We start from the raw sequence: 20,979 nt of genomic DNA, 5'->3' as shown, positions 1-20,979 counted from the left end.
AGATGTCATTATGACAAACAAGTACCTAACTATTTATGAAGCAATAGTCGAGCAAATTAAAAATGGAGAAATTCCTGCACAAACCCTTCTGCCCTCTGAAAATGAGTTGAAAGATCAATATGAAACCTCGAGGGAAACGATTAGAAAGGCATTAAATCTGCTCTCACAAAACGGCTATATTCAAAAAGTTAGAGGAAAAGGTTCTATAGTCATCGACATCAGTAAGTTTGACTTTCCTGTCAGCGGATTGGTTAGTTTTAAGGAGCTTGCCAGTAAAATGGGCAGTAAACCAAAGACCAGTGTTAATGAACTATCTTTAATCAAACCGGATGGATATATTCGCCAGCAGTTACAGCTGGGAAGTAAAGAACTTGTTTGGAAGGTAGTCCGTACGAGGGAAATGGGCGGAGAGAAAATTATTTTAGATAAAGATTATTTATCTAGCAGTAAAGTTCCTTCCCTAACGGAAGAAATCTGTGCTGATTCCATTTATGAGTATATTGAAAATGAACTAAAGCTGACCATCAGCTTTGCAAAAAAGGAAATAGTCGTGGTCGAACCAACCCCTGAAGATCGTTCACTCCTTGATCTTGAAGGCTTTCATAATGTGGTGGTGATTAAAAACTATGTCTATTTAGATGATGCTGCTCTGTTTCAATATACAGAATCGAGGCACCGTCCTGATAAATTTCGTTTTGTTGATTTCGCAAGAAGATAATTCAATTTAGGGGCCTTTCGAGGCTCCTTTTTTCATGCGAAATTTTGGTTTGGTTGTCCAACCCTCCCCCATTAGCTTTGCATATTCTATTATGAATCTTAAAAATGGGAGGTGATGAGATGAACCAAAGTAAACTTGTTATTACCATCTTGGGAAGTTCAGGCGGTGTGGCAAAATCCCTTCTCTCGATCTTAAATAAAGCGATAACAGATCAGAAGGATCCTATCTATCAAAAGATTTATGATTGTGCCTTCCACTTAATCGATTACAAACAGAGACCACTAGACTATTACCGAAACATCTGCCCCAATCTATTGAACCAAATCCAACTCCATCAATTAGACCTAAAGGACACCATTGCATTCCGAAACCATTTAAAAAAATCAAATACTTCGATTGTTCTAGATGTTTCTTGTGCTGATACTGTTGAAATGTTGGATTGCTGTAATCAACTTGGTGTTTATTATGTCAATACAGCACTTGAAAATAACTATATTGATGACCATGAAGACGAATATGAAGGATTCCCCTTAATAGAACGGCTTCGCTATTTTGAAAAATATAAAGATGATTATTCGAACGTAAAAGCGATTGTCTGTTCCGGAATGAACCCAGGAGTTGTCCAGTGGATGGCCATTCAGTTAATGAAATCATATCCTGATGAAAAGCCTCTGGCCTGTTTTATAGTTGAACATGATACTTCTTTTTATAAAGATTTAAAAAAAGCCAAAGAAAATGTAGTTTATTCAAGTTGGTCTCCTGAATGTTTCTTAGATGAAGCTATCCTTAGTTATCCGATGTTTATGAAAAATAAGAGCCCCCTCTATTTTTTTGAACATGTGTATGAGTTAGAATTCAAGGTCACATTAGGGGACAAGCAGTTTCATGGCTGTTTAATGCCGCATGAAGAAGTTTATACCCTCTGTAAGCAGTTTGATATGGAAGGAGGATTCATTTATAAAATAAATGATCACACCACAGAATTGATTCGAAATCACCTGGATGATTCAGATAAAATATGGGATTTACAGAAGAAAGTATTGGACCCTCTTGATTCACTCCTTGATGGAGAGGATTTAGTAGGAGTACTTCTCGTTTATCCGGATAAAGAGAGATATATGTATCATGTGTTATCTAATGATTTCATATTTACCAGATATAAAACCAACGCCACCTATTTTCAGGCTGCCTGCGGGGTATATGCTGCCATGGCCGTATTACTTAATGATTCAATACCTAATGGAGTGTATTATGTGGACGAGCTTTTATTAAATACAAATAACAACTATGGACAATATCTTTCTTACTATATGACCGACTTTGTGATTGGTGAGAACCCTCAAACGGATGGATTATTACTGGACCGAGTGAAAAAAATTCGAATGCGTTAGATTTTGAATTTGGAACAAACAATTTGTTACAATGGACGTAACATGAACCACGAGGTGATAGAATGTGCGGCCGTTTCACATTATCAGCAACCATTGATGAAATTATGGACCGTTTCGATATCCAATCCTTTTTAGATGAAGAAATGTACGCTCCAAGTTATAATATTGCCCCCTCACAGTTGGTTCTTGCTGTAATCAATAATGGAACATCCAACCGAATGGGCTTTTTAAAATGGGGCCTTGTGCCTCCGTGGGCAAATGACATTTCAATTGGTAACAAAATGATTAATGCCAGAGCCGAAACCATTACGGAGAAACCAAGTTTCCGTAATGCCTTTAAGAAAAAACGTTGTTTAGTCATCGCCGACAGTTTTTATGAATGGAAACGTCATAGCGATAAAGCAAAAACCCCTATGCGGATTAAGTTAAAATCCAATGAATTATTTGCTATGGCCGGGCTCTGGGAAGGATATAAATCCCCAGACGGAAAAATGCTTTATTCTTGTTCGGTGATTACAACGCAACCGAATGAATTAATGAAAGATATTCATGATCGTATGCCGGTTATCTTAACACGTGAAGATGAGTCCACGTGGCTTAACCCAGAAATGGCAGATATAAATTTGTTGAAATCCTTGCTTGTTCCTTTTGATGAAAAATTGATGGACACCTATGAGGTTTCCAGCTTGGTCAATTCGCCTAAAAATAATTCAATTGAGCTTATACAACAAATTTGCTAAAGCCTATTTTTTGAAAATATTTTTTTAAAATGGACATGTTCACTACATGCACGTACAAGCACCAACATATGCTGTACTAACCCATAAAAGTTTTCCTTCTTTCGAAAGTGGCAGACCCACTTTCTTTTTTTTGTCTTTTAACAAATTGTTCTTACTCCCCCTTTTTACGAATATATTTAAAGATACAGTAATGGGTTTCCTTAGGAGGGAGGATAAAGTATGTTTTTTATCCCAACAAATGTAAATATTGGAGATGTGAAGATTAATAGTCCGGATCACAAAAGTGGCATTTCTTTAGGATCAGCCTTTTTAAAAGGAGTAAATGTTGTCGGAAAAAAGAATCAAGGTTTTGGCCAACAAATTGCCGATGAAACCGGAACAGTTATTCCGATTCATTTAATACAGGACGATGATGTAATTGATTCAACGAGTATGAAAGTAAACTGTCCTTTAGAATGAAACACCAGCTTGTGAAAAGGAGTGATTTACTTGAATATCGCCCCAATGGCTATTAATTTTATAGGCTTCAAAGTAAATACAGTGGATAATTCCTCCTATGTAAATCTAGGGCCAAACCAATTTGTTGATCAGTTGCTCTCTTATAAAAGAAATCAGGGGGTTGGAGAACAAAATGGTGACTTATCCCCTGTTAACATCCCGATATCGTATGTTGTAGATACTGACGTAACCGACAGCAATACCGCCAAAAACAGTTTGATATAAGGGGGAATACGGTTGATTTTCGCACCCATGAACGTCAATCTCGGCGGTATAAAAGTTAATGTATTGGACCATGGATCCGTCCTCAACATGGGACCCAATCAAATGACCGATATATTTATTTCCTACAAACGAAATCAAGGCTATGGTGAACAAAATGGCGATATTGCCCCAATGCTTATCCCTATTTCATTCTTGCTCGATAATGATTTGATGGACAGTTCAACTGTGAAAAATAGTATTCTATAAATAGCAGCACTAAAACCCCCTTTTTCCTTTTTGGATTTGGGGGTTTTAGTGGTTTAGGTTTCCGTTTAGATTGAATAGTAATAGAAATAATTGGATTCTTTTTCAAAACCTAGTTTTTCATAGAGCCTTTGGGCGTTATAGTTATCTTCTGCTGTTTCTAAAAATAGACCCTTAGCTTTCTTATCTTTAACAAATTCAATGGCCGTTTTCATTAATTTCTCGCCAACACCTCGTCCCCTGGCTTCCTTTTTCACGTACAAATCATTTAAAACCCAAGAACGTTTCATGCTTACACTAGAAAACGATGGATAAAGTTGAACAAACCCCAACGGCTGATCTCCGTCTAAGGCAATAAATGCAACGGATTCATCGTTACTGATTCTTTCCTTTAAAAATTGTTTAGCGCCCTCTAAATTCGATTCCTGCTTGTAAAACAACCTGTACAAGTCAAATAACTCTGCTAATGGCTCAAGTTCATGTAAAGTAGCTTTTTGGATTAACATAGTATGTCCCCCTTGTGTGTTTACTATATATATTATAACAATATTTTCCTATTAATAGATTTTTATTTTTCTAGGAAGGATTATATTGTAAGGATGAAGAATATTGATGTGGAAAGCCATCTTTGTGAGGTGTTACAGTAATGAGAAATAAACAGTATAATAAAGGCGAATCAAAGTATTTTGAAAAAGTAATTCCATTCAATGATCGACTAGCACCTCTATTTATTCGTAACACCCTATATTCACTTATCCCTGAAGGAACCAAGCGTATTTATGTAGTCGGAATTGGTTCAAATGTCATAAGTGGTGACAGCTTGGGACCATTTGTTGGAACTCTCTTGCGTAATTCCTTTCCTGATCATTTAACGGTAATGGGAAACCTGGAATACCCAATGGATGCAACTACCATCGTACCTGAAATTTCTAGATTTTCTTTTCCTAAGAATAGTTTTGTGATTTCTATTGATAGTGTGTTAGGCTCACTCGATTTTGTTAATTCCATCGTTTTACGCCGCGGTCCGCTGCAACCGGGATTAGGTCTTGGACAAAACCTGCCTCCCATTGGTGATTGTAGTGTCATGGGCGTGGTTCATACGAATGATGCGGTCTTAGGAAGCTCTCTATTATATACGAGCCTGCATCTAATTTATACAATGGCTACTAATATTGCGAGAGGTATATCCCTGGCAGTGAGGCAATTCTTTCATTACCCGTCTGACTATCCTATAATGCAAGTTATCTAGTGATGCTGCCGATCAGTGAAGGTTTGGCTAGGTCCGGGATCTATTCAGTGTTTCCTGGCAGCTTAATGTTCCCAAAACTCAATAAATAAACTGGAAAAAAACCTTGGGCTAAAACTAACGGGTTTCGTTTCCTATTTCAAAACGTCCATTTGCACAGGAAAATGCAATCCAAAATGGAATCCTTTTAGCATTATAAAATGTAAGAAAATTTGTAAGGCTAGAGAGATTAAAAAACATTAGAAATAGCAAGGGTTTATACCCTTGCTATTTTGCTTTTAATTGCTAATTCTTCGGATTGCGAATGACGAAGTTTGCAAACCATATCCGCCTTCTCTGTATCGATTTCGTGAAGGTATGAGAATTCATAGGCGGAGATTTTCCTGCTAATGTACATAGGGGAAGCTTAAGAAGCGGATCTAAGCGGAGATATTCCGATTAACTGCTCTAAATAACACAAAATTCATAGATTTGGAAAATATAAACGGAAAAACTCCCCTTATTTTTAAGGAAATATGGGTATTTCCCAATTTAGCCGGAATTTTACCGTTTATTTTTTATACACAGTGAAGTCAACATTCAGTTATAACAGTGCCTTCCCTTAAATTAAAAAAACAATGTTTTCTGTATATCCATTTGTAAGTAAAAATGTTGTGTATTTTGCTGCGGTACACTGGCTATTGTATCCACATATTTAATATACAAATTGCACTACAAATTCTCCCAAAATAATTATCGAAATCCCTTTAAATCAACAAAAACAGACCCCCAAATTACCATATAATTTGAAGGTCATTTTACATTACATTTTTAATGTTTGCGATAGTTAACGGAACCCGTTAGGATGAAACAAGGCTTTTTTAAGACATTCCTTTTTATGTGTAAAGTAATTACATACCACTCAAAGTAGGTAAACCGCTCGTACTAGGCATACCGCTCATACCAGGCATACCACTCGTACCAGGCATTCCGCCGGTACCAGGCATTCCGCCCATTCCAGGCATACCACTCGTACCAGGCATTCCGCCCATTCCAGGCATTCCGCCCATCCCAGGCATTCCACCCATTCCAGGCATTCCACCCATTCCAGGCATTCCGCCCATTCCAGGCATTCCGCCCATTCCAGGCATTCCGCCCATTCCAGGCATTCCGCCCATTCCAGGCATTCCGCCCATACTAGGCATTCCGCCCATTCCAGGCATTCCGCTCATACCGCCGTGCCCAGGAAATCCCCCCATGCCATCACCCCAGCCGTGATGCCAGCCGTGCCCTGGGAATCCTCCCCCCCAGCCATGATGCCAGCCATGCCCTGGGAATCCTCCATAACCACCCATACCGCCTGTTCCCATTCCACCCATTCCTGGGTATCCTCCCATACTCATACCGCCGCCCATACCTGGAAATCCACCTGATCCCATCATTTCGAGCATCTCTCCTTTATTTAGGTTTCAGTCTAGAATATGTTCAAACGATAAAAAGGCATAGGCAGATGTCTTAGTTTTCTCAAACTACTAGGGATTGTCAGCAGTAGACAGCTTGATTGTTTTCTAATCGGATACCTTTAATTGAATTCAGGAAAACTACATTGCCCCTTGCTTTTCTTGAATATTAAAGTAAATTCCGCTCAATAAAAAATGATTATTTTTTATCTGAGTCTTCCTTCTCTTTATCAAACCAAAGTGGTTCATCATCATCCACATCACCATTGTAGTTAATCAGGATTTCTTCCCCTGCTTTAATATCCCGGTACGCATAAAAATCAAATGTGTGGTTTGGAAAGTTGATTTCATAAGTAGCATTGGGCTGGTAGGAATGGTTGAATAACATTCCATATCCCAAAAGTAGTGCAGTATGATTCTTTCCGTATTCAAATGCATAATCGGCCAATAACGTTTTTTCTATATGCACGTGTTCTGCATTCGGATAGGGAATAACTGGCGCTTGATGAATCAGCTCCCCTTTAGAGATATCACAGGTAGCAAAGACCCCTCTATTCAATTCCCCATCACTAAGTTTTGATGTTTTTACTTCAATCATGTTAATCACCTATAAGCTCTTTCTATAAAAGATTTCATTAATAAGCTTGCCAGACTAGAGACAAGAAAGCAAATAATTTTTGCTGTAAATGGTGCCTGTCACCAATTAGCAGCTTCGCTTAGTGTTAATCTTGTTTTCCGTACTTACCTTTTAGGATCTTGTATGATTGGCTGAAAGGGTAATATTCTTTGCAGTCATGACATATTATAGAATATACGTTCGTATGGGAGGCAGGAGCATGATAAACAACAATGACACTCATATAACAGGCGAGATGTTGCTTAGGTATTACGAACTTAATAAAACGAAAAAAGAAATTGAACTTGAAATGAATCAATTAAAAGATGCATTTCAAAGCTATTTTAATAACTTAGTTGGTACCCGGCAAAAAGGGGAAATTTCGGTTAGCGGGTTTAAGCTCCAAAGACAAATTCGGAAAACAGAGAAATATAAGGAAAAAGAAACAGTTAAAAGACTGGAAGAATTGCAAATGAACGATCTTATTGAAGTTATAAGAAGACCAGATGATACGAAAATTAAGGCTGCCCTGGATTTAGGATTATTAACACAAACTCACTTAGAGGGCTGTGTGATAACCAGTTACTCCCCTGCTATTTCGGTGAAACCAATCACTCCCAGATAAAAAATGCCAAAACTCACAATTATTTGTGGATTTTTGTAATAGAGCTGTCGCACATCCTGGGTTATCAGCAGTAGTGATGCGGGGGAATTGGTGAAGAGAAAGTTAAAGTAAAACAAGGGCTTGGATTTTTTTCAAAGCCCTTCCTTATTTCGAAATAAGCCTTCACTTGTGGCCTTTTTTTAGAATATAACAAGTACCATCTTCGGCAAAGTATAGACATTCGCCTTGTTTCACATTGAAATCAACCTTGTTTTTGTCATAAATTAACTTCTTTACCTTGATAAATTGCTCCACCAATTGACTATCTGGATTGAAAATAATCCCTGTATCTCCATTTGTCGTAACGAATCCTTTTGGATTACTCTTCCGTTCCGGCTTTAATTCAGCCTTCCAACTGGCATTTAGGAGAAGTGTACCCGCATTGACTTTCGACTTTCTGTTTTGGATTGACCAGGTTTTCCGGCAATTACAGCGGTATATTTTGAATTTCATCACACGATTCCTTCTTCCTATGATGATCCTAATTGAAAAATTCAAAATAAAAACACTGTAAGTATATTAATCACTAAGGTTAAATATTAATAAAAACTCATTTTAGATAGACTTTTTAAACCTCTACTTGTTGATTGGCATCTAGCGTCTCTTCGTTCTCTCCCCATCCTTTACAAACATCAACCCATTCCTTGGCAAAAGAATACTGACATAACTCTTCCTTCGTTAACTCAATAGCAGAGTTTGTGCTTCCGCATGCTGGGAAGACCGTTTCGAATCGCTGCATAGAGACATCTAGGTAAACTTCAAGGTCATTTTTTAAACCAAACGGACAAACTCCGCCGATGGCATGCCCTGTTTGCTCAAGCACCTCATCAGGGGACAGCATACGAGCTTTATAGCCAAAATATTGACGAAATTTCTTATTATCAATCTTTGCATCTCCAGCGGCAACAATCAAAATAGCCTTTTCCTCAGAGCCCCGAAAAGATAAGGTCTTGGCTATTCGTGCGGGACTTACACCAATTGTTTCTGCTGCTTGGTCCACCGTTGCACTGGATGTTTCAAATTCCATTACATCCTGCTGGCGATTCCACTGTTCGAAATGTTTTTTTACACTCTCTAATGACATATGTATCATCCTTTCCTCCATTTACATTATTAAAATAATAACATACGGCTTCTTCGAAGTTTAGACCTCCCATTGGGCTTAGCCTAGACCACTAAGCACCTATTTTGCCTTTGATTATTTGATCAAAGGTCTTTTTTTTGACAAGTATTATTAAAAAAAATGATATAATGATTGAAGAATCGTCGTGAGGTGCAACATGGTCAAAGCTGAAGGTATAATTGATTTTATTTACAAACCAGTACAAATCCAAGATTACAAAAAAGAAACGACATATAGAATAAAAAGCATAAAAAATAAGTTTAGAGATAAATTCAAAATCATATCAATTTCCCCGCCATATGAGAGTCTAGATGAAATAGTAGTAACCGTTTCATGTCGTTTCACTATACACTTACCAAACAATCCACATTGTAAAATCGTTGATGATTATGTAGGATATGTTTTCCCAGCGCTTGCTGAACGTCTGTCGACACAAAGAATTCTTAGTACTAAGATTAAACAACTTTCCTCTGACAACGGTAAAATTAAATCTACTTTTAATCAGTTAAATAATTTTGATATTAAATAACTATTTTTCTAATGCTAGGTAGAAAAGAAGTATTGGCTGCAGAAAGACCGGATGTCTATATGATATCTGGTTTTTTATTTTTCTTTAATAAAAAAACCCACTTTTGTTTGAATATCTCATACAAAAGTGAGTTTATCGATTTGCACTGTAAATGACAGTTTCTTGTGTAAGTAGTCAATGTCTGCTAATTAATCTGCTATCAATGCCAAAATGTTGAATCTATTCACCAAGATCTACATTATGGTAAACTCGCTGAACATCTTCTAAATCTTCTAATACATCGATCATTTTTTCGAATTTCGCTAATGAGTCACCATCAAGGGTAATTTCGTTTTGTGGTAGCATTGTTAATTCTGCTACAGTAAATTCAGTAATCCCAGCTTGCTTGAAGGCTTCCTGTACAGCGTGGAATTGATCTGGCTCAGCATAAACAATCACTTGCTCATCCTCTTCTTCTATGATGTCACGGACATCTACATCTGCTTCCATTAAAAGTTCAAGTACATCATCAGAAGATTTTCCTTCAACCCCGATAACAGCAGTTGCGTCAAACATATAAGCAACAGAACCGCTCACACCCATGTTCCCGCCGTTTTTTCCAAAAGCAGCACGAACGTCTGCAGCAGTACGGTTAACGTTATTTGTTAGGGCATCAACAATGACCATTGATCCGTTAGGTCCGAAGCCCTCATAACGAAGTTCTGTATAGCTTTCTTCAGAACCACCTTTAGCTTTATCAATAGCACGGTCAATGATATGCCTTGGCACATTGTAAGTCTTAGCACGTTCTAGGACAAATTTTAACGCTTGGTTCGACTCTGGATTTGGTTCACCACTACGTGCTGCTACATAAATTTCAACGCCAAATTTTGCGTATATTCGGCTCGTATTGGCATCCTTAGAAGCCTTTTTTTCTTTAATATTGTTCCATTTACGTCCCATTCTGAACACTCTCTTTCCAATTGAATCTTACAAAATGCTTATAATGAAAAAAGCACTTTTTCACTATAACTATTTTGAAGTTCATACAATTTATACTGACTAGAAAACATAGCTGTCTTCATGCACAAATAATATTATACATTAAATGTTCCATTTGTTAAGTATCCTTGCATCTAAAAACCTAAAAAAGACCATCCAGCGAATGAATGGTCTTTCAAAATTAGACTAGCATTTGGAATAATGTGCTGTCTTTATTGACTTCCCTGTGTAAAAATCCTTTTGCCTTGATTCGTTCAATTAGTGGATAGTAATCTTCTTTATCCTTTAATTCAATTCCTACTAAGGCTGGACCGGTTTCGCGATTATTTTTCTTGGTGTATTCAAAATGGCTGATATCATCATTTGGTCCTAACACATCAAATAGGAATTCGCGTAAGGCACCTGGACGCTGTGGAAATTGAACAATGAAGTAATGCTGAAGGCCTTCATAGAGCTTTGACCGTTCTTTGATTTCCTGCATCCTGCCAATATCATTGTTCCCGCCGCTGACAACGCAGACCACGGTTTTACCCTTAATTTGTTCAGCGTAGGTGTCTAAAGCTGCTACTGAAAGTGCTCCTGTAGGTTCGACAACAATGGCATTTTCATTATAAAGCGATAATAGAGTCGTACAAACTTTCCCTTCTGGGACAACCACGATATCGTCAACAAGTTCTTTACAGATTTCGAAGGTTTTAGACCCTACCGTTTTAACAGCTGCTCCATCAACGAATGGATCGATTTCCTTTAATGAAGTAACCTCACCCTTCAAGATGGATTCCTTCATCCCAGGTGCACCTTGTGGCTCAACCCCGATTAATTGAGTCTGAGGTGAAAAATGTTTCATGTAAGTGCCGCATCCGGCCACAAGACCACCGCCGCCAATGGCTGCGAATAGATAATCAATTTTTTCCGGACAGTCTGTGAGCAGCTCAACTGCTACCGTCCCTTGGCCTGCAATAACATCGAAATCATCGAAAGGATGGATAAAGGTACGGTTTTCTTCTACGCTGCACTCTCTTGCCTTTTCGTAAGCATCATCAAATGTATCACCGACTAGGACAATTTCTACACTGTCTTTGCCCCAGAATTTTACTTGGTTAACCTTTTGTTTTGGTGTAGTACTTGGCATAAAGATTTTTCCGTTAATCTTTAGCAAGTGGCAGGAATAAGCAACACCTTGTGCATGGTTACCAGCACTAGCGCAGATGATCCCGTTCTTAAGTTCATCCTCATTTAGTTTTTTAATCCTGTTATAGGCTCCGCGGATTTTAAAAGAACGAACACTTTGCATATCTTCTCTCTTTAAGTAGACATGACAGCCATATCTTTCTGATAATAAGTGGTTGTATTGAAGTGGAGTCGGTGAAATCACATCCTTGATGGTATGACTGGCAATGATGATGTCCTCCACATTAAATGCTTTTTTATCTACTTGTTGACTCATACTTTACTTCCTCCTGTATTTTAGTACATATTTGTTTTTGGACAACAAAAAACCCGCCCCCTGGTTATAGGGACGAGTGAACTCGCGATACCACCCTACTTCCGCTGCCTAATTTTGTGGCTAGCGGCTCTCGATCACCGTACAAACAATTGTACGTGTTCCAAGGTAACGGTGGACATTCCGGTATAGCTTACTAATGGTTCAGCTATACATCTCGGAGATGATCTTCAGATAGTCCTGTTATCGACTCCCACCAACTGTCGACTCTCTATGAACAAAGAACTTACCCTACTCTTCTCGTCATCAATTCGTATGTAAGATTTTAGATAAGGTTACCACCGAAAAAAAAATCTGTCAATGTTTTTTGACTATTTTAACTATTTTGTTAACTTTAAAGCGCTTACATTGGGAATAGCCGACAATTACAGAATTATCGTGTTAGATTTAACTCTCTTTGAATCTATCTGTTAATTGGCAAAAAAATGAATGGTTCGGTCACAATCACGTAACCGAACCATTCAAATGAAACCTATTTACTTTTCACTTACTTTCACAGTAGTCTTAGCAGGAATGATAAAACTAATCCCCACTGTCACCAAGCTAAGAACAAAGGCATACAAAAACACATTTTTCATACCAACACTGATACTAACAGCATGGTTAATAATCAAACCCATAATGGTAACACCAACTGAGGTCCCGATATTTCGCAGAAAAATCTGAAGAGACGTCGACATTCCCTTAATATGTGCTTCAGCAAACTCTTGCGACGCAATTGTACCGACCGCAAACAATAAACCAAACGCTACCCCCTGCACTGCTAATATTAAGAACAATACTAAATACGAAATATCATTAATGAATAAATAAAGCATTAGACCCGAGATAGCCGTCATAAAGCTCCCAATAATAAATAACAATTTGTAACCAAACCGAATAATCCACTTCCCTGCCGGCGTACTCCCAAACATCCAGCCGACCGCAATACTTAAGAGAATCAATCCGCTTTTATAAATACTCATATGATTGCCTTCTTGTAAAAACAACGGAATGAAATTCGAAGTACCGAAAAAGGATAAACAGTAAAATAACATAAAAAGATTGGTGCGAAGGATTCCCTTATTTTTAAAAAGGGAAACTGGAAGAAATGGCTGTTTCTCTTTTCTCTCTACCAAAACAAAAACTAGCATACCAACTAACCCTATTACAAGGTACCAAAGTGGATTCCTAACATTCGTGGCCAATAGTAAAAGAGAAATGGAAATCCCAAATAAAAAGAACCCCTTATAGTCGATATGCGTTTTCCTAAATTCTGTGCTTTCCTTGTAAGGAATCAAGCACAGAACCGTGGCAATCCCAATCGGAATATTAATAAAGAAAATCCATCTCCATGTTAAAGTTTCAACAAAAAAAGAGCCTAAGATAGGACCAACCACGGAAGAAATTGCCCATATACTGCTAAAAACAGCTTGTATTTTCCCGCGTCTTTCAATCGTAAATAAATCACCTACAATAATCATAGATAGTGGAATCATTCCACCAGCACCAAGGCCCTGAATACCTCTAAAAACAATCAGCATAACCATAGAATTAGCCATACCGCAAAGGATAGACCCAATGGTAAATAAACCGACCGAAATCATTAAAAGTTTCTTTCGGCCGTACATATCCGAAAGCTTCCCATAAAGCGGCACAGTTATCGTACTCGCCAGCATATAAACGGAGAAAACCCAAGCAAATAACTCCATTCCACCAAGCTGCTTCACAATGGTGGGGCTTGCTGTTTGCATAATATTTGCATCCAGCGCTGAAATGAGGGTTGTAATCACTAGTCCCCAAAAAACATATTTATTTCTATTCATAAAATCCCCCTATTTTCTACCTTTTTTTAACAAATAAAAAATTGGCGCATCTACCATTATAGCAAAATATGTTTTAAATTAGAAAAAAATCCTTAAAATTTAATAGCCTCAACATAATGGTTGAGGCCTAATCAGATTATTTTATTAATCGGTTGACTAGATATTTTCATATGATTTTCCATTACAATTTTCTAAACTTGGATTGGGTCAATCTTTAATAATGTTTGTGAGATGGAGGGCAAGATAATCTCGATTGTTGTCCCTTCATTTATCTTACTTTGAATATTTAAGATCCCTTGATGACTTTCGATAATTTTATAGCAAGTCATCAGACCAAGTCCTGTTCCTTTCTCCTTTGTGGTGTAAAACGGTTCCCCTAGTGTAGTAATTCTTTCATTTGGAATCCCAACACCCTCATCACTTATCCGAATCGAAATTTGTCCTTCTCGCTTTTTTCTTACTTTTACATCAATATTTCCACCATGAGGCATGGCTTCAATTGCATTTTTAAAAAGATTAAGAAAAACCTGTTTTAATTGATTCTCTTCACAGCTGACCATTGGAAGATCATTATCAAACTCTAGAGAAATTTCTATATTATTTAAAATGGTTTGAGTTCCAATTAAAATCACTACATCATTGATTAACACTTTTATATCCCGTTCTGTATAAACAGCAGCCGATGGTTTTGCAAGGACAAGAAATTCACCAACAATGGAGTTGATACGGTCAAGTTCTGATAGGACAATATCAAAGTATTCGTCTTTTTGTTGGTTAGCCTTAAATAGTTGGATAAACCCTCTAATGGAAGTGAGCGGATTGCGGATTTCATGAGCAATTCCTGCAGCCATTTGACCCAAAAGGGCCAGCTTTTCAGATTTCTGAAGAAGACGCTCTGTTTGTTCTTTTCTATCCGTAATATCTTTCCCAATCGATAAAATTGCCTCTTTATCACCAAAATCAATATATAGGGAGGTTACTTCGAAAAAAAACGTCGATCCATCAACCCTTCTTGCTTTATACTCAATGGTATTGACAGGGCTTTTTTCTTTTTTGATTAGTTTAAATCTTTCCAATAACCGGTCTTTGTACTCTGGAACAATAAAATCAAATATGTACTTTCCAATAATTTCTTCCTTCTTGTCATACCCTGCCAAACTAACAGCCGCATGATTGGCATAGAGTAAGCGATGATCTTCCGTGATATAGACTGGTTGAGGCAGAGAATCGATTAGCTTCTTATAGCTCTCCTCACTCGCACGAGCTTTTTTTTCAAAGAAACGGGCTTTATCATATTGCCATCCAACAATCCAAGCGATCGTTGTAAAAATGAAAAAGTCTATGTTGAAGAAATCATGTTGACCGGTAAGCTTTTGATAAAGCGTAAAAAGGATAGATATTGAAACCAGAATGAATTGGCCTGTTCTTTTCATTTTTTACCCTCATAGTTTTATAAAAAAATATAGTTCTAAAGGAGTATATTCGCTAAAAAACAACTTTATCCTCTAATATTCGCCTTTATATTTCAAATTTTTTTATCGATAATAAAACAACAGCTTGCATTCTCAAGCTGCTAAAGATCCTATTAAATACGTTCGACTGAATTTAAAAATTGACCCATTACGTTTATATACTCTTCTGTTTCCTCAATATAGGCCATATGGGCACTTTTTTCAAATACATGAAATTTAGAGTTGGGTGTGAGACGACTATAATACTCAGTCGTTTCAGGTGTTGCTTCATCATATCGACCGCATGTATACAAAGTTGGGCAAGTAATACTCTTTAACTGTTGAGTACAGTCAAATTCCTTCAAATTACCAAGGATAGTAAATTCGGAAGGCCCCCACATAATATTGTAAATTTCAGAATTACGATATTCTGCTGGCCTTTGTTCAAGCCACTTAGGTTTCTCTTCCATGCGGTTGACAAAATGCTTACTAAACACCTCGATCGCTGCTTCAAACTCTTCAGAATCGGTGGTCCCATTTACTTCACAGCGTTTTATCGTCTCTTGTATATTGAGTGGAAGCATTTTGAGGTTCCGCTTTTGATCTTGTTCCCATAATGGTGCACTAAGACATGGACTAGAGAAGATAATGCTTTTTATCCCTTTCGGATTTGTTAATGCGTAGGCAGCAGCAAGTGTCGTTCCCCAGGAATGCCCAAGGATATGTACCTCATCAAGGTGGAGTGCGTCGCGAACTTGGCCTAATTCCTCAACAAATCTTTCAATTTTCCATAAACTCTTATCTGTTGGCCGATCAGAACGTCCACATCCTAATTGATCATATAAAATAACGGGACGATCAACAGCGAGTTCTTTCAATCCCTGTAACGAAAAACAAGAGGATCCAGGTCCGCCATGTAATACAATGACAGGTGTTCCCTTTCCATGTTCATCAAATTTTTGATACCACACTCTTCCTCCTGTTACCTCAATAAGACCCTCTTGATACATACTAACCTCTCCCTGCAAATGTTTTTCTTTCTCTATCTTTTCCTTACTATTCTACCATTTCTTTAAAAATTCCTTTTATCAACTTGAAAGTAGTACTTATAACTTTGTAATAAATGATGGAATTTTGACAAACGATAAAAATGGAGGTGAAAAAATGGAAAAAAAGGAAAATCCAAACGTTGGTACAACAAACAATGATGACATTATGAATAGAGTTAATCAAACGTTTGATAAAATTGCACAGGACGTTAGACAAATGATTGATAGTAATGATAATGAAACAACAGATAAAGGTAATCAATACTCTTAACGATGAAATTTTTAAAAGCATCCCAAAAATGGGATGCTTTGTTTACTCTACCCCCGGGAACCAGCCCGGCGAGTGAATGATCGCCTGCCAAAGTGGATCTGGTACCACTAGCTGCTGTTGTTTACTTTTATCAATTTTAGTTATAATTTCATCTTCACGGCCTTCTTTTACCTTTTGAACCCAATCAGGATCAATAATCAATTCACGTCCCATAGCAATGAATGGTACACCCGTGTGGATAGCTTTAAGTACATCATCAGCGGTGTAAAGAGAACCCACACCGATTATTGGTACTTTGTCACCAACGCGTTCTTGTATGATTTCAATTCTTGCCCGAGAGTCCTCAACCCCACGTCTTGGTTTAGACCAGAATTCCTGTAAAGACACATGGAGATAATCTAGATTTTTCCCTGCAAGTGCATCAATCAAAACTAATGTATCCGCCATCGTAATACCTGGCGTTTCTGGTTCCTCTGGTGAAAAACGATACCCAATGATAAAAGGACCCTTGGCATGTTCCGCCACCGCCTTTTTTACTTCATCTACTACCGCTAATGGGAACGTAAGCCGCTTTTCAATACTTCCTCCCCACCTATCCTCACGTCTGTTGGAATGAGGGGAGAAAAATTGCTGAATTAAGTAGCCATTGGCCCCATGAATTTCGACTCCATCATAACCAGCTTCAATCGCACGGCGAGTTGTCTCACCAAAATCACGGATAATCGCCTCAATTTCCTGATCCGTTAATTCTCTCGGAACTGTTTTCCCTTTTCCTTCAGAAGGAACCGCACTTGCACTTACTATTTCGCCGTTTGGCACTAATTCAGGCGGACATTCTCTTCCGCCATGAAAGATTTGTAAAACAGCTTTCGCCCCTTGTTCTTTGATACCAGAAGCTAACTGCTGCAAACTAGGGATTAGCTCATCACGGTCACCGCCAAATTCTCCTTGAAACCCTTTTCCATTAGCTGTTACGTAGGTACATGCGGTAACCACCATCCCCACTCCGCCTGAACGTCTTGCGTAATATTTGACCTCTGCATCCGTGACCGTTCCATCAGGATTGGATGAAAAATTTGTCATCGGTGCCATAACAATACGGTTCTTAACTTCTACTCCGCTAGGAAATGTAAACGACTCGAAAAATGGTGCATATTTTGAATTCATTAATAACCCTCCTATTTGACCCATCTAACTATTTTGTTAAGTTCTTTTCGTGTCTTAGGACGTTTTGGATCTTCCTTACAATAACCAAAAGCAGCCATCACTGAGACTTTTTATTTTCCGTCCTCTAATTCCCCTTCTTTTTAGAAAAGTCAACAAGGTTTAGTTTACCGATTATGTATAGGAACCATTCTATATTTTCTCTGCCATAAAAAAGCAGAATATCAATGAAAATGACATTCTGCTTCAACTTAAGTACATGTTTTATTGGCCTTGGGCACCATTTGGAGTTACTCTTCGAACATGATCATCCTCAAAATTGTTTTGGCGTGCTTTTTCCACTTTATCATTTAAAAGTTTCTTTTGGTCAACCTCTGGTGAAGGTGTTTGCTTATCCTTTGACATAAATTTATCCTCCTTCGTTTAGACATTTCCCCCTCTCTTATTTTGCTGTCCTTTAAAAAAAATAATCATCAATTAGTTCGTGATCTGTTTTTTCGACTGTAATTCTAATTTATAAATTGCCTTTTTATGTTAAAAAGAACAACACTAATAATTAGAGTCAAAAATGAAAACAGTATAGCAATACTTGAAAAAGCAAGGAGATAGGCATTATAGCCAGCAAGTTTTACAACCGTTTGATAAGTATCCCAATTTAGCACGTTAGCCAGAATATTAAACAAGAATATAGCGAAAAAAATCATAGTTAACCCTCTGGCTGATCCTTTAATATCCGCTCTACTTAGAGCAATATGTGAAGAAATACTAAAGGCAATGATTAAAAATAACCAAAAAAGTGGATTGATTAAATTTTCAAATGTAAAAAGACTTTTACAAATAACAGAAGCAGATTCAACTATCGTTTTAAGAACGGTCAGATCGAGCTGCTCTAATTTAATCCTATTTTCCACTTGGGTTTTAAAAGTATAGTAAGATTGCGGCACAAGTAGATACATACCTAATATCAATGAGCCGATGCCACTAAATATCGGGCCAAGCCCAATGAAAAAGTTACCAATTTGCTGGTATATACTATTGGGATTATAGTGGTGCTCTACATACCCTAGAATGCCGGCCGGATGGTTGAATTGCAATAGTTTGACCCTCGAAACCCGATGTCCCCAAATAAAACATTGAAGAAGATGTCCGATTTCATGAATGGGTGTTCCTATCCAAGCTGTCACCATTACTCCTTTTGGTCCAAAGGCTCTGATTAAATATGAATTTGAAATGCGTTCAAGTGCTCCTAAGATCAAACCAATAACTATAATTACACCCACTAAATACAACATTTCTAAAAAACTTATAAGCAGGATGTGTAAAAAAGATAATAGGGTATTCATTCTGTAATTCCTCTCGGTAGTTGTTTCTTCTGAAAGTAACTAGCTCCATTATATAACCACATAGAATTAAAACATACTATCATGATTCCGAGCAGTCAAAAAAAGACAATCATCATGGATTGTCTTTTGGGTAATGGAAAATAAGTAGTTTTTGCTTATGCTTGAACAGTTTCTGATACAAAATCGATTTCAAATCCTAAATCCTCTAACATCTGATGGTCTGCCGTGCTCTCTTGCCCAGAAGTAGTTAAGTAATCCCCAACAAAAATGGAATTTGCAGCATACAAACCTAGAGGCTGAAGGCTTCGTAAATTAACCTCACGACCTCCAGATATGCGAATTTCCTTGGTTGGATTTACAAATCGCATGAGCGCTAGTACTTTTAAACAATAACGTGGATTTAACTCCTTTGTACCCTCCAGAGGTGTTCCGTCTATTGCATGCAGGAAATTGACAGGAATAGAATCAGCATCAATGGCTTTTAAACTAAAGGCCATTTCTACAAGATCTTCTTTTGTTTCCTTCATTCCGACGATTACACCAGAGCAAGGAGAAATTCCTGCTTCCTTAATTAGTTCAACCGTATTGACTCTGTCTTGATAAGAATGAGAAGTGGTGATATTTTCGTGGTGATTTTCTGAGGTATTTAGATTATGATTGTAGCGATCAACACCAGCTTCCTTTAACTTTACTGCTTGCTCCGGTTTTAGTATACCTAGGCAAGCACAAACTTTTAAATTATACTTATCCTTAATTTCCTTTACTGCCGACACCACTTGGTCCACTTCATTATTACTTGGACCTCTGCCGCTTGCCACTATACAATATGTACCAACATTTAGATGATAAGCTTGTTCTGCTCCCTTTAAAATTGTACCCTTATCCATCATTCGATATTTTTTGATTGGTGCTGTAGAAACACTTGATTGAGAACAATACCCACAATTTTCAGGACACAAACCAGATTTAGTATTCATAATCATATTTAACTTTACTTTATTACCATAATAGTGATGCCGGATTAAGTAAGCTCCTTGTAACAGCTCTAGTAATTTTATATCTGGTACATTTAGTATACATAAAGCTTCTTCTTTAGAAAGTTCTGCCCCTTTGATCACCGATTGTGCTAATTCACTCCATCTGTTCATATTTTCACCATCCATTCAAAAATTAATATAAATTAAGAATAATAGGTTAAAAATAAAATTGTCAACTATAAATTAGCAAAAGTTAACAATCCAACGGAATACTATTGGTATAATAAAAATATTTATAGTAAAATTTAAGCGAGTGAGGTGTTTTTTGATGACAGATAGTAGAATGAATCCTAAGGTTGATGAATTTTTAAGTAAAGCTAAAAAGTGGAAAGAAGAATATGAGAAGCTGAGAAATATCGTTCTTGACTGTGAGTTGACCGAAGAATTTAAGTGGATGCATCCTTGTTACACCTTTGAGAAAAAAAACGTAGTTTTAATACATGGATTTAAAGAATATTGTGCACTTCTGTTTCATAAAGGTGCTTTGTTAAAAGATACCCATAGGATTCTAATTCAACAAACGGAGAATGTACAGGCAGCGCGCCAGATTCGGTTCACCAATGTTCAAGAAATAGTTGCAATGGAAACCATTTTGAAAGGTTATATTTATGAAGCCATTGAAGTGGAAAAAGCAGGTTTGGAAGTTAAGTTTAAAAAGAATACTGAGTACATAATACCTGAGGAATTTCAAAAAAAATTAGATGAGATCCCTTCCTTGAAAACTGCTTTTGAAGCATTGACGCCTGGAAGGCAAAGAGCATACATTCTTTATTTTTCGGGTCCCAAACAATCCAGAACTCGAGAGGCAAGGGTTGAAAAATATATGCAGCAAATTCTCAATGGAAAGGGATTAAATGATTAGTACATTTTTATTTAAAACATAGTCTTAGACAAAAAAACAACCTTTTTAGGCTGTTTTTTCTTGCCTGGCAACGTCCTACT

25 protein-coding genes and 1 other annotated feature are annotated in these 20,979 nt (G+C 37.4%); of the genes, 11 read left to right on the top strand and 14 right to left on the bottom strand.

The features are described from left to right. Window positions 1-10: 10 nt before the first annotated feature. The 6 genes from treR to CVD27_RS00985 all read left to right on the top strand — a co-directional run bounded on the left by treR (window position 11) and on the right by CVD27_RS00985 (window position 3,818). A complete protein-coding gene (gene treR, locus CVD27_RS01010) occupies window positions 11-718 on the top strand; it encodes a trehalose operon repressor (RefSeq protein WP_101646044.1) in 708 nt (235 codons plus the stop codon). A gap of 119 nt (window positions 719-837) precedes the next feature. Next, window positions 838-2,109 carry an S-adenosylmethionine decarboxylase related protein gene (locus CVD27_RS01005; RefSeq protein ID WP_101646043.1) on the top strand — a complete coding sequence of 424 codons (1,272 nt, stop codon included), beginning with the start codon at window positions 838-840 and terminating at the stop codon, window positions 2,107-2,109. A 62-nt stretch (window positions 2,110-2,171) separates the two neighbouring features. Next, complete coding sequence (locus CVD27_RS01000; RefSeq protein WP_101646042.1) at window positions 2,172-2,849, top strand: SOS response-associated peptidase; 678 nt, start codon at window positions 2,172-2,174, stop codon at window positions 2,847-2,849. Window positions 2,850-3,068: 219 nt separating this feature from the next. Continuing rightward, complete coding sequence (locus tag CVD27_RS00995) at window positions 3,069-3,308, top strand: hypothetical protein (RefSeq protein ID WP_101646041.1); 240 nt, start codon at window positions 3,069-3,071, stop codon at window positions 3,306-3,308. Between the two features lie 30 nt (window positions 3,309-3,338). After that, window positions 3,339-3,572, top strand: a complete 234-nt coding sequence (locus CVD27_RS00990; protein ID WP_101646040.1) for a hypothetical protein — start codon at window positions 3,339-3,341, stop codon at window positions 3,570-3,572. A 27-nt stretch (window positions 3,573-3,599) separates the two neighbouring features. Then, window positions 3,600-3,818, top strand: coding sequence for a hypothetical protein (locus tag CVD27_RS00985; protein WP_374703029.1), 219 nt, complete (start codon window positions 3,600-3,602; stop codon window positions 3,816-3,818). Window positions 3,819-3,883: 65 nt separating this feature from the next. On the opposite strand, the gene CVD27_RS00980 is transcribed toward CVD27_RS00985, so the two are convergent. Continuing rightward, window positions 3,884-4,321, bottom strand: coding sequence for a GNAT family N-acetyltransferase (locus CVD27_RS00980; RefSeq protein ID WP_101646038.1), 438 nt, complete (start codon window positions 4,319-4,321; stop codon window positions 3,884-3,886). 140 nt (window positions 4,322-4,461) lie between these two features. Between CVD27_RS00980 and yyaC the strand changes: the two genes are divergently transcribed. Then, complete coding sequence (yyaC, locus tag CVD27_RS00975; protein WP_101646037.1) at window positions 4,462-5,064, top strand: spore protease YyaC; 603 nt, start codon at window positions 4,462-4,464, stop codon at window positions 5,062-5,064. A gap of 887 nt (window positions 5,065-5,951) precedes the next feature. On the opposite strand, the gene CVD27_RS00970 is transcribed toward yyaC, so the two are convergent. Together CVD27_RS00970 and CVD27_RS00965 are read right to left on the bottom strand one after the other, a co-directional pair. Beyond that, entirely contained in the window at window positions 5,952-6,482 is a 531-nt protein-coding gene (locus CVD27_RS00970) for a hypothetical protein (RefSeq protein WP_101646036.1), read from the bottom strand. A gap of 217 nt (window positions 6,483-6,699) precedes the next feature. Then, window positions 6,700-7,098 (bottom strand): SET domain-containing protein, encoded by a 399-nt coding sequence (locus CVD27_RS00965; RefSeq protein WP_142384060.1) that lies wholly within the window; start codon window positions 7,096-7,098, stop codon window positions 6,700-6,702. Between the two features lie 238 nt (window positions 7,099-7,336). Here CVD27_RS00965 and CVD27_RS00960 point away from each other — a divergent pair, with 238 nt between their 5' ends. Next, window positions 7,337-7,741, top strand: a complete 405-nt coding sequence (locus CVD27_RS00960; protein WP_101646034.1) for a hypothetical protein — start codon at window positions 7,337-7,339, stop codon at window positions 7,739-7,741. A gap of 162 nt (window positions 7,742-7,903) precedes the next feature. Here CVD27_RS00960 and CVD27_RS00955 read toward each other — a convergent pair whose 3' ends face one another. Continuing rightward, window positions 7,904-8,233, bottom strand: coding sequence for a hypothetical protein (locus CVD27_RS00955; protein ID WP_101646033.1), 330 nt, complete (start codon window positions 8,231-8,233; stop codon window positions 7,904-7,906). A 115-nt stretch (window positions 8,234-8,348) separates the two neighbouring features. Next, a complete protein-coding gene (locus CVD27_RS00950) occupies window positions 8,349-8,864 on the bottom strand; it encodes a YbaK/EbsC family protein (protein ID WP_101646261.1) in 516 nt (171 codons plus the stop codon). 196 nt (window positions 8,865-9,060) lie between these two features. Between CVD27_RS00950 and CVD27_RS00945 the strand changes: the two genes are divergently transcribed. Then, window positions 9,061-9,432: a hypothetical protein gene (locus CVD27_RS00945; protein ID WP_101646032.1), complete on the top strand. Its 372-nt coding sequence runs from the start codon at window positions 9,061-9,063 to the stop codon at window positions 9,430-9,432. A 219-nt stretch (window positions 9,433-9,651) separates the two neighbouring features. Here the strand turns inward: CVD27_RS00945 and CVD27_RS00940 are convergent, their stop codons facing one another. The 5 genes from CVD27_RS00940 to CVD27_RS00920 all read right to left on the bottom strand — a co-directional run bounded on the left by CVD27_RS00940 (window position 9,652) and on the right by CVD27_RS00920 (window position 16,183). Further along, window positions 9,652-10,374: a YebC/PmpR family DNA-binding transcriptional regulator gene (locus CVD27_RS00940; protein ID WP_101646031.1), complete on the bottom strand. Its 723-nt coding sequence runs from the start codon at window positions 10,372-10,374 to the stop codon at window positions 9,652-9,654. Window positions 10,375-10,594: 220 nt separating this feature from the next. Next, on the bottom strand, window positions 10,595-11,860 hold the full coding sequence (gene ilvA, locus CVD27_RS00935; RefSeq protein ID WP_101646030.1) for a threonine ammonia-lyase IlvA: 1,266 nt from the start codon (window positions 11,858-11,860) through the stop codon (window positions 10,595-10,597). A 65-nt stretch (window positions 11,861-11,925) separates the two neighbouring features. After that, window positions 11,926-12,173, bottom strand: a binding site (T-box leader). Window positions 12,174-12,393: 220 nt separating this feature from the next. Continuing rightward, a complete protein-coding gene (locus CVD27_RS00930; RefSeq protein WP_101646029.1) occupies window positions 12,394-13,722 on the bottom strand; it encodes an MDR family MFS transporter in 1,329 nt (442 codons plus the stop codon). Window positions 13,723-13,913: 191 nt separating this feature from the next. After that, the gene (locus CVD27_RS00925; protein WP_101646028.1) at window positions 13,914-15,155 is read right to left on the bottom strand and encodes an ATP-binding protein; all 1,242 of its coding nucleotides are present in this window, start codon (window positions 15,153-15,155) and stop codon (window positions 13,914-13,916) included. A 152-nt stretch (window positions 15,156-15,307) separates the two neighbouring features. Continuing rightward, entirely contained in the window at window positions 15,308-16,183 is an 876-nt protein-coding gene (locus CVD27_RS00920; RefSeq protein ID WP_101646027.1) for a proline iminopeptidase-family hydrolase, read from the bottom strand. A 154-nt stretch (window positions 16,184-16,337) separates the two neighbouring features. Here CVD27_RS00920 and CVD27_RS27835 point away from each other — a divergent pair, with 154 nt between their 5' ends. Then, on the top strand, window positions 16,338-16,493 hold the full coding sequence (locus CVD27_RS27835; RefSeq protein WP_180960111.1) for a hypothetical protein: 156 nt from the start codon (window positions 16,338-16,340) through the stop codon (window positions 16,491-16,493). Between the two features lie 42 nt (window positions 16,494-16,535). Here the strand turns inward: CVD27_RS27835 and CVD27_RS00915 are convergent, their stop codons facing one another. The 4 genes from CVD27_RS00915 to bioB form a co-directional block, all read right to left on the bottom strand. Beyond that, complete coding sequence (locus tag CVD27_RS00915) at window positions 16,536-17,660, bottom strand: NADH-dependent flavin oxidoreductase (RefSeq protein ID WP_101646026.1); 1,125 nt, start codon at window positions 17,658-17,660, stop codon at window positions 16,536-16,538. Window positions 17,661-17,921: 261 nt separating this feature from the next. After that, window positions 17,922-18,062 carry a hypothetical protein gene (locus tag CVD27_RS27830; protein ID WP_180960110.1) on the bottom strand — a complete coding sequence of 47 codons (141 nt, stop codon included), beginning with the start codon at window positions 18,060-18,062 and terminating at the stop codon, window positions 17,922-17,924. Window positions 18,063-18,166: 104 nt separating this feature from the next. Next, window positions 18,167-19,000: a hypothetical protein gene (locus tag CVD27_RS00910; RefSeq protein WP_101646025.1), complete on the bottom strand. Its 834-nt coding sequence runs from the start codon at window positions 18,998-19,000 to the stop codon at window positions 18,167-18,169. Window positions 19,001-19,155: 155 nt separating this feature from the next. After that, window positions 19,156-20,148, bottom strand: coding sequence for a biotin synthase BioB (gene bioB, locus CVD27_RS00905; protein WP_101646024.1), 993 nt, complete (start codon window positions 20,146-20,148; stop codon window positions 19,156-19,158). Window positions 20,149-20,305: 157 nt separating this feature from the next. Here bioB and CVD27_RS00900 point away from each other — a divergent pair, with 157 nt between their 5' ends. Then, a complete protein-coding gene (locus tag CVD27_RS00900) occupies window positions 20,306-20,899 on the top strand; it encodes a YdeI/OmpD-associated family protein (RefSeq protein ID WP_101646023.1) in 594 nt (197 codons plus the stop codon). Window positions 20,900-20,979 lie beyond the last annotated feature (80 nt).

Source organism: Neobacillus cucumis (assembly GCF_002860255.1).
In the GTDB taxonomy this organism is placed as follows: domain Bacteria; phylum Bacillota; class Bacilli; order Bacillales; family Cytobacillaceae; genus Neobacillus; species Neobacillus cucumis_A.
Note: the sequence above shows the minus strand (reverse complement) of the source record. Positions and strands in the feature narration are given on the sequence as shown.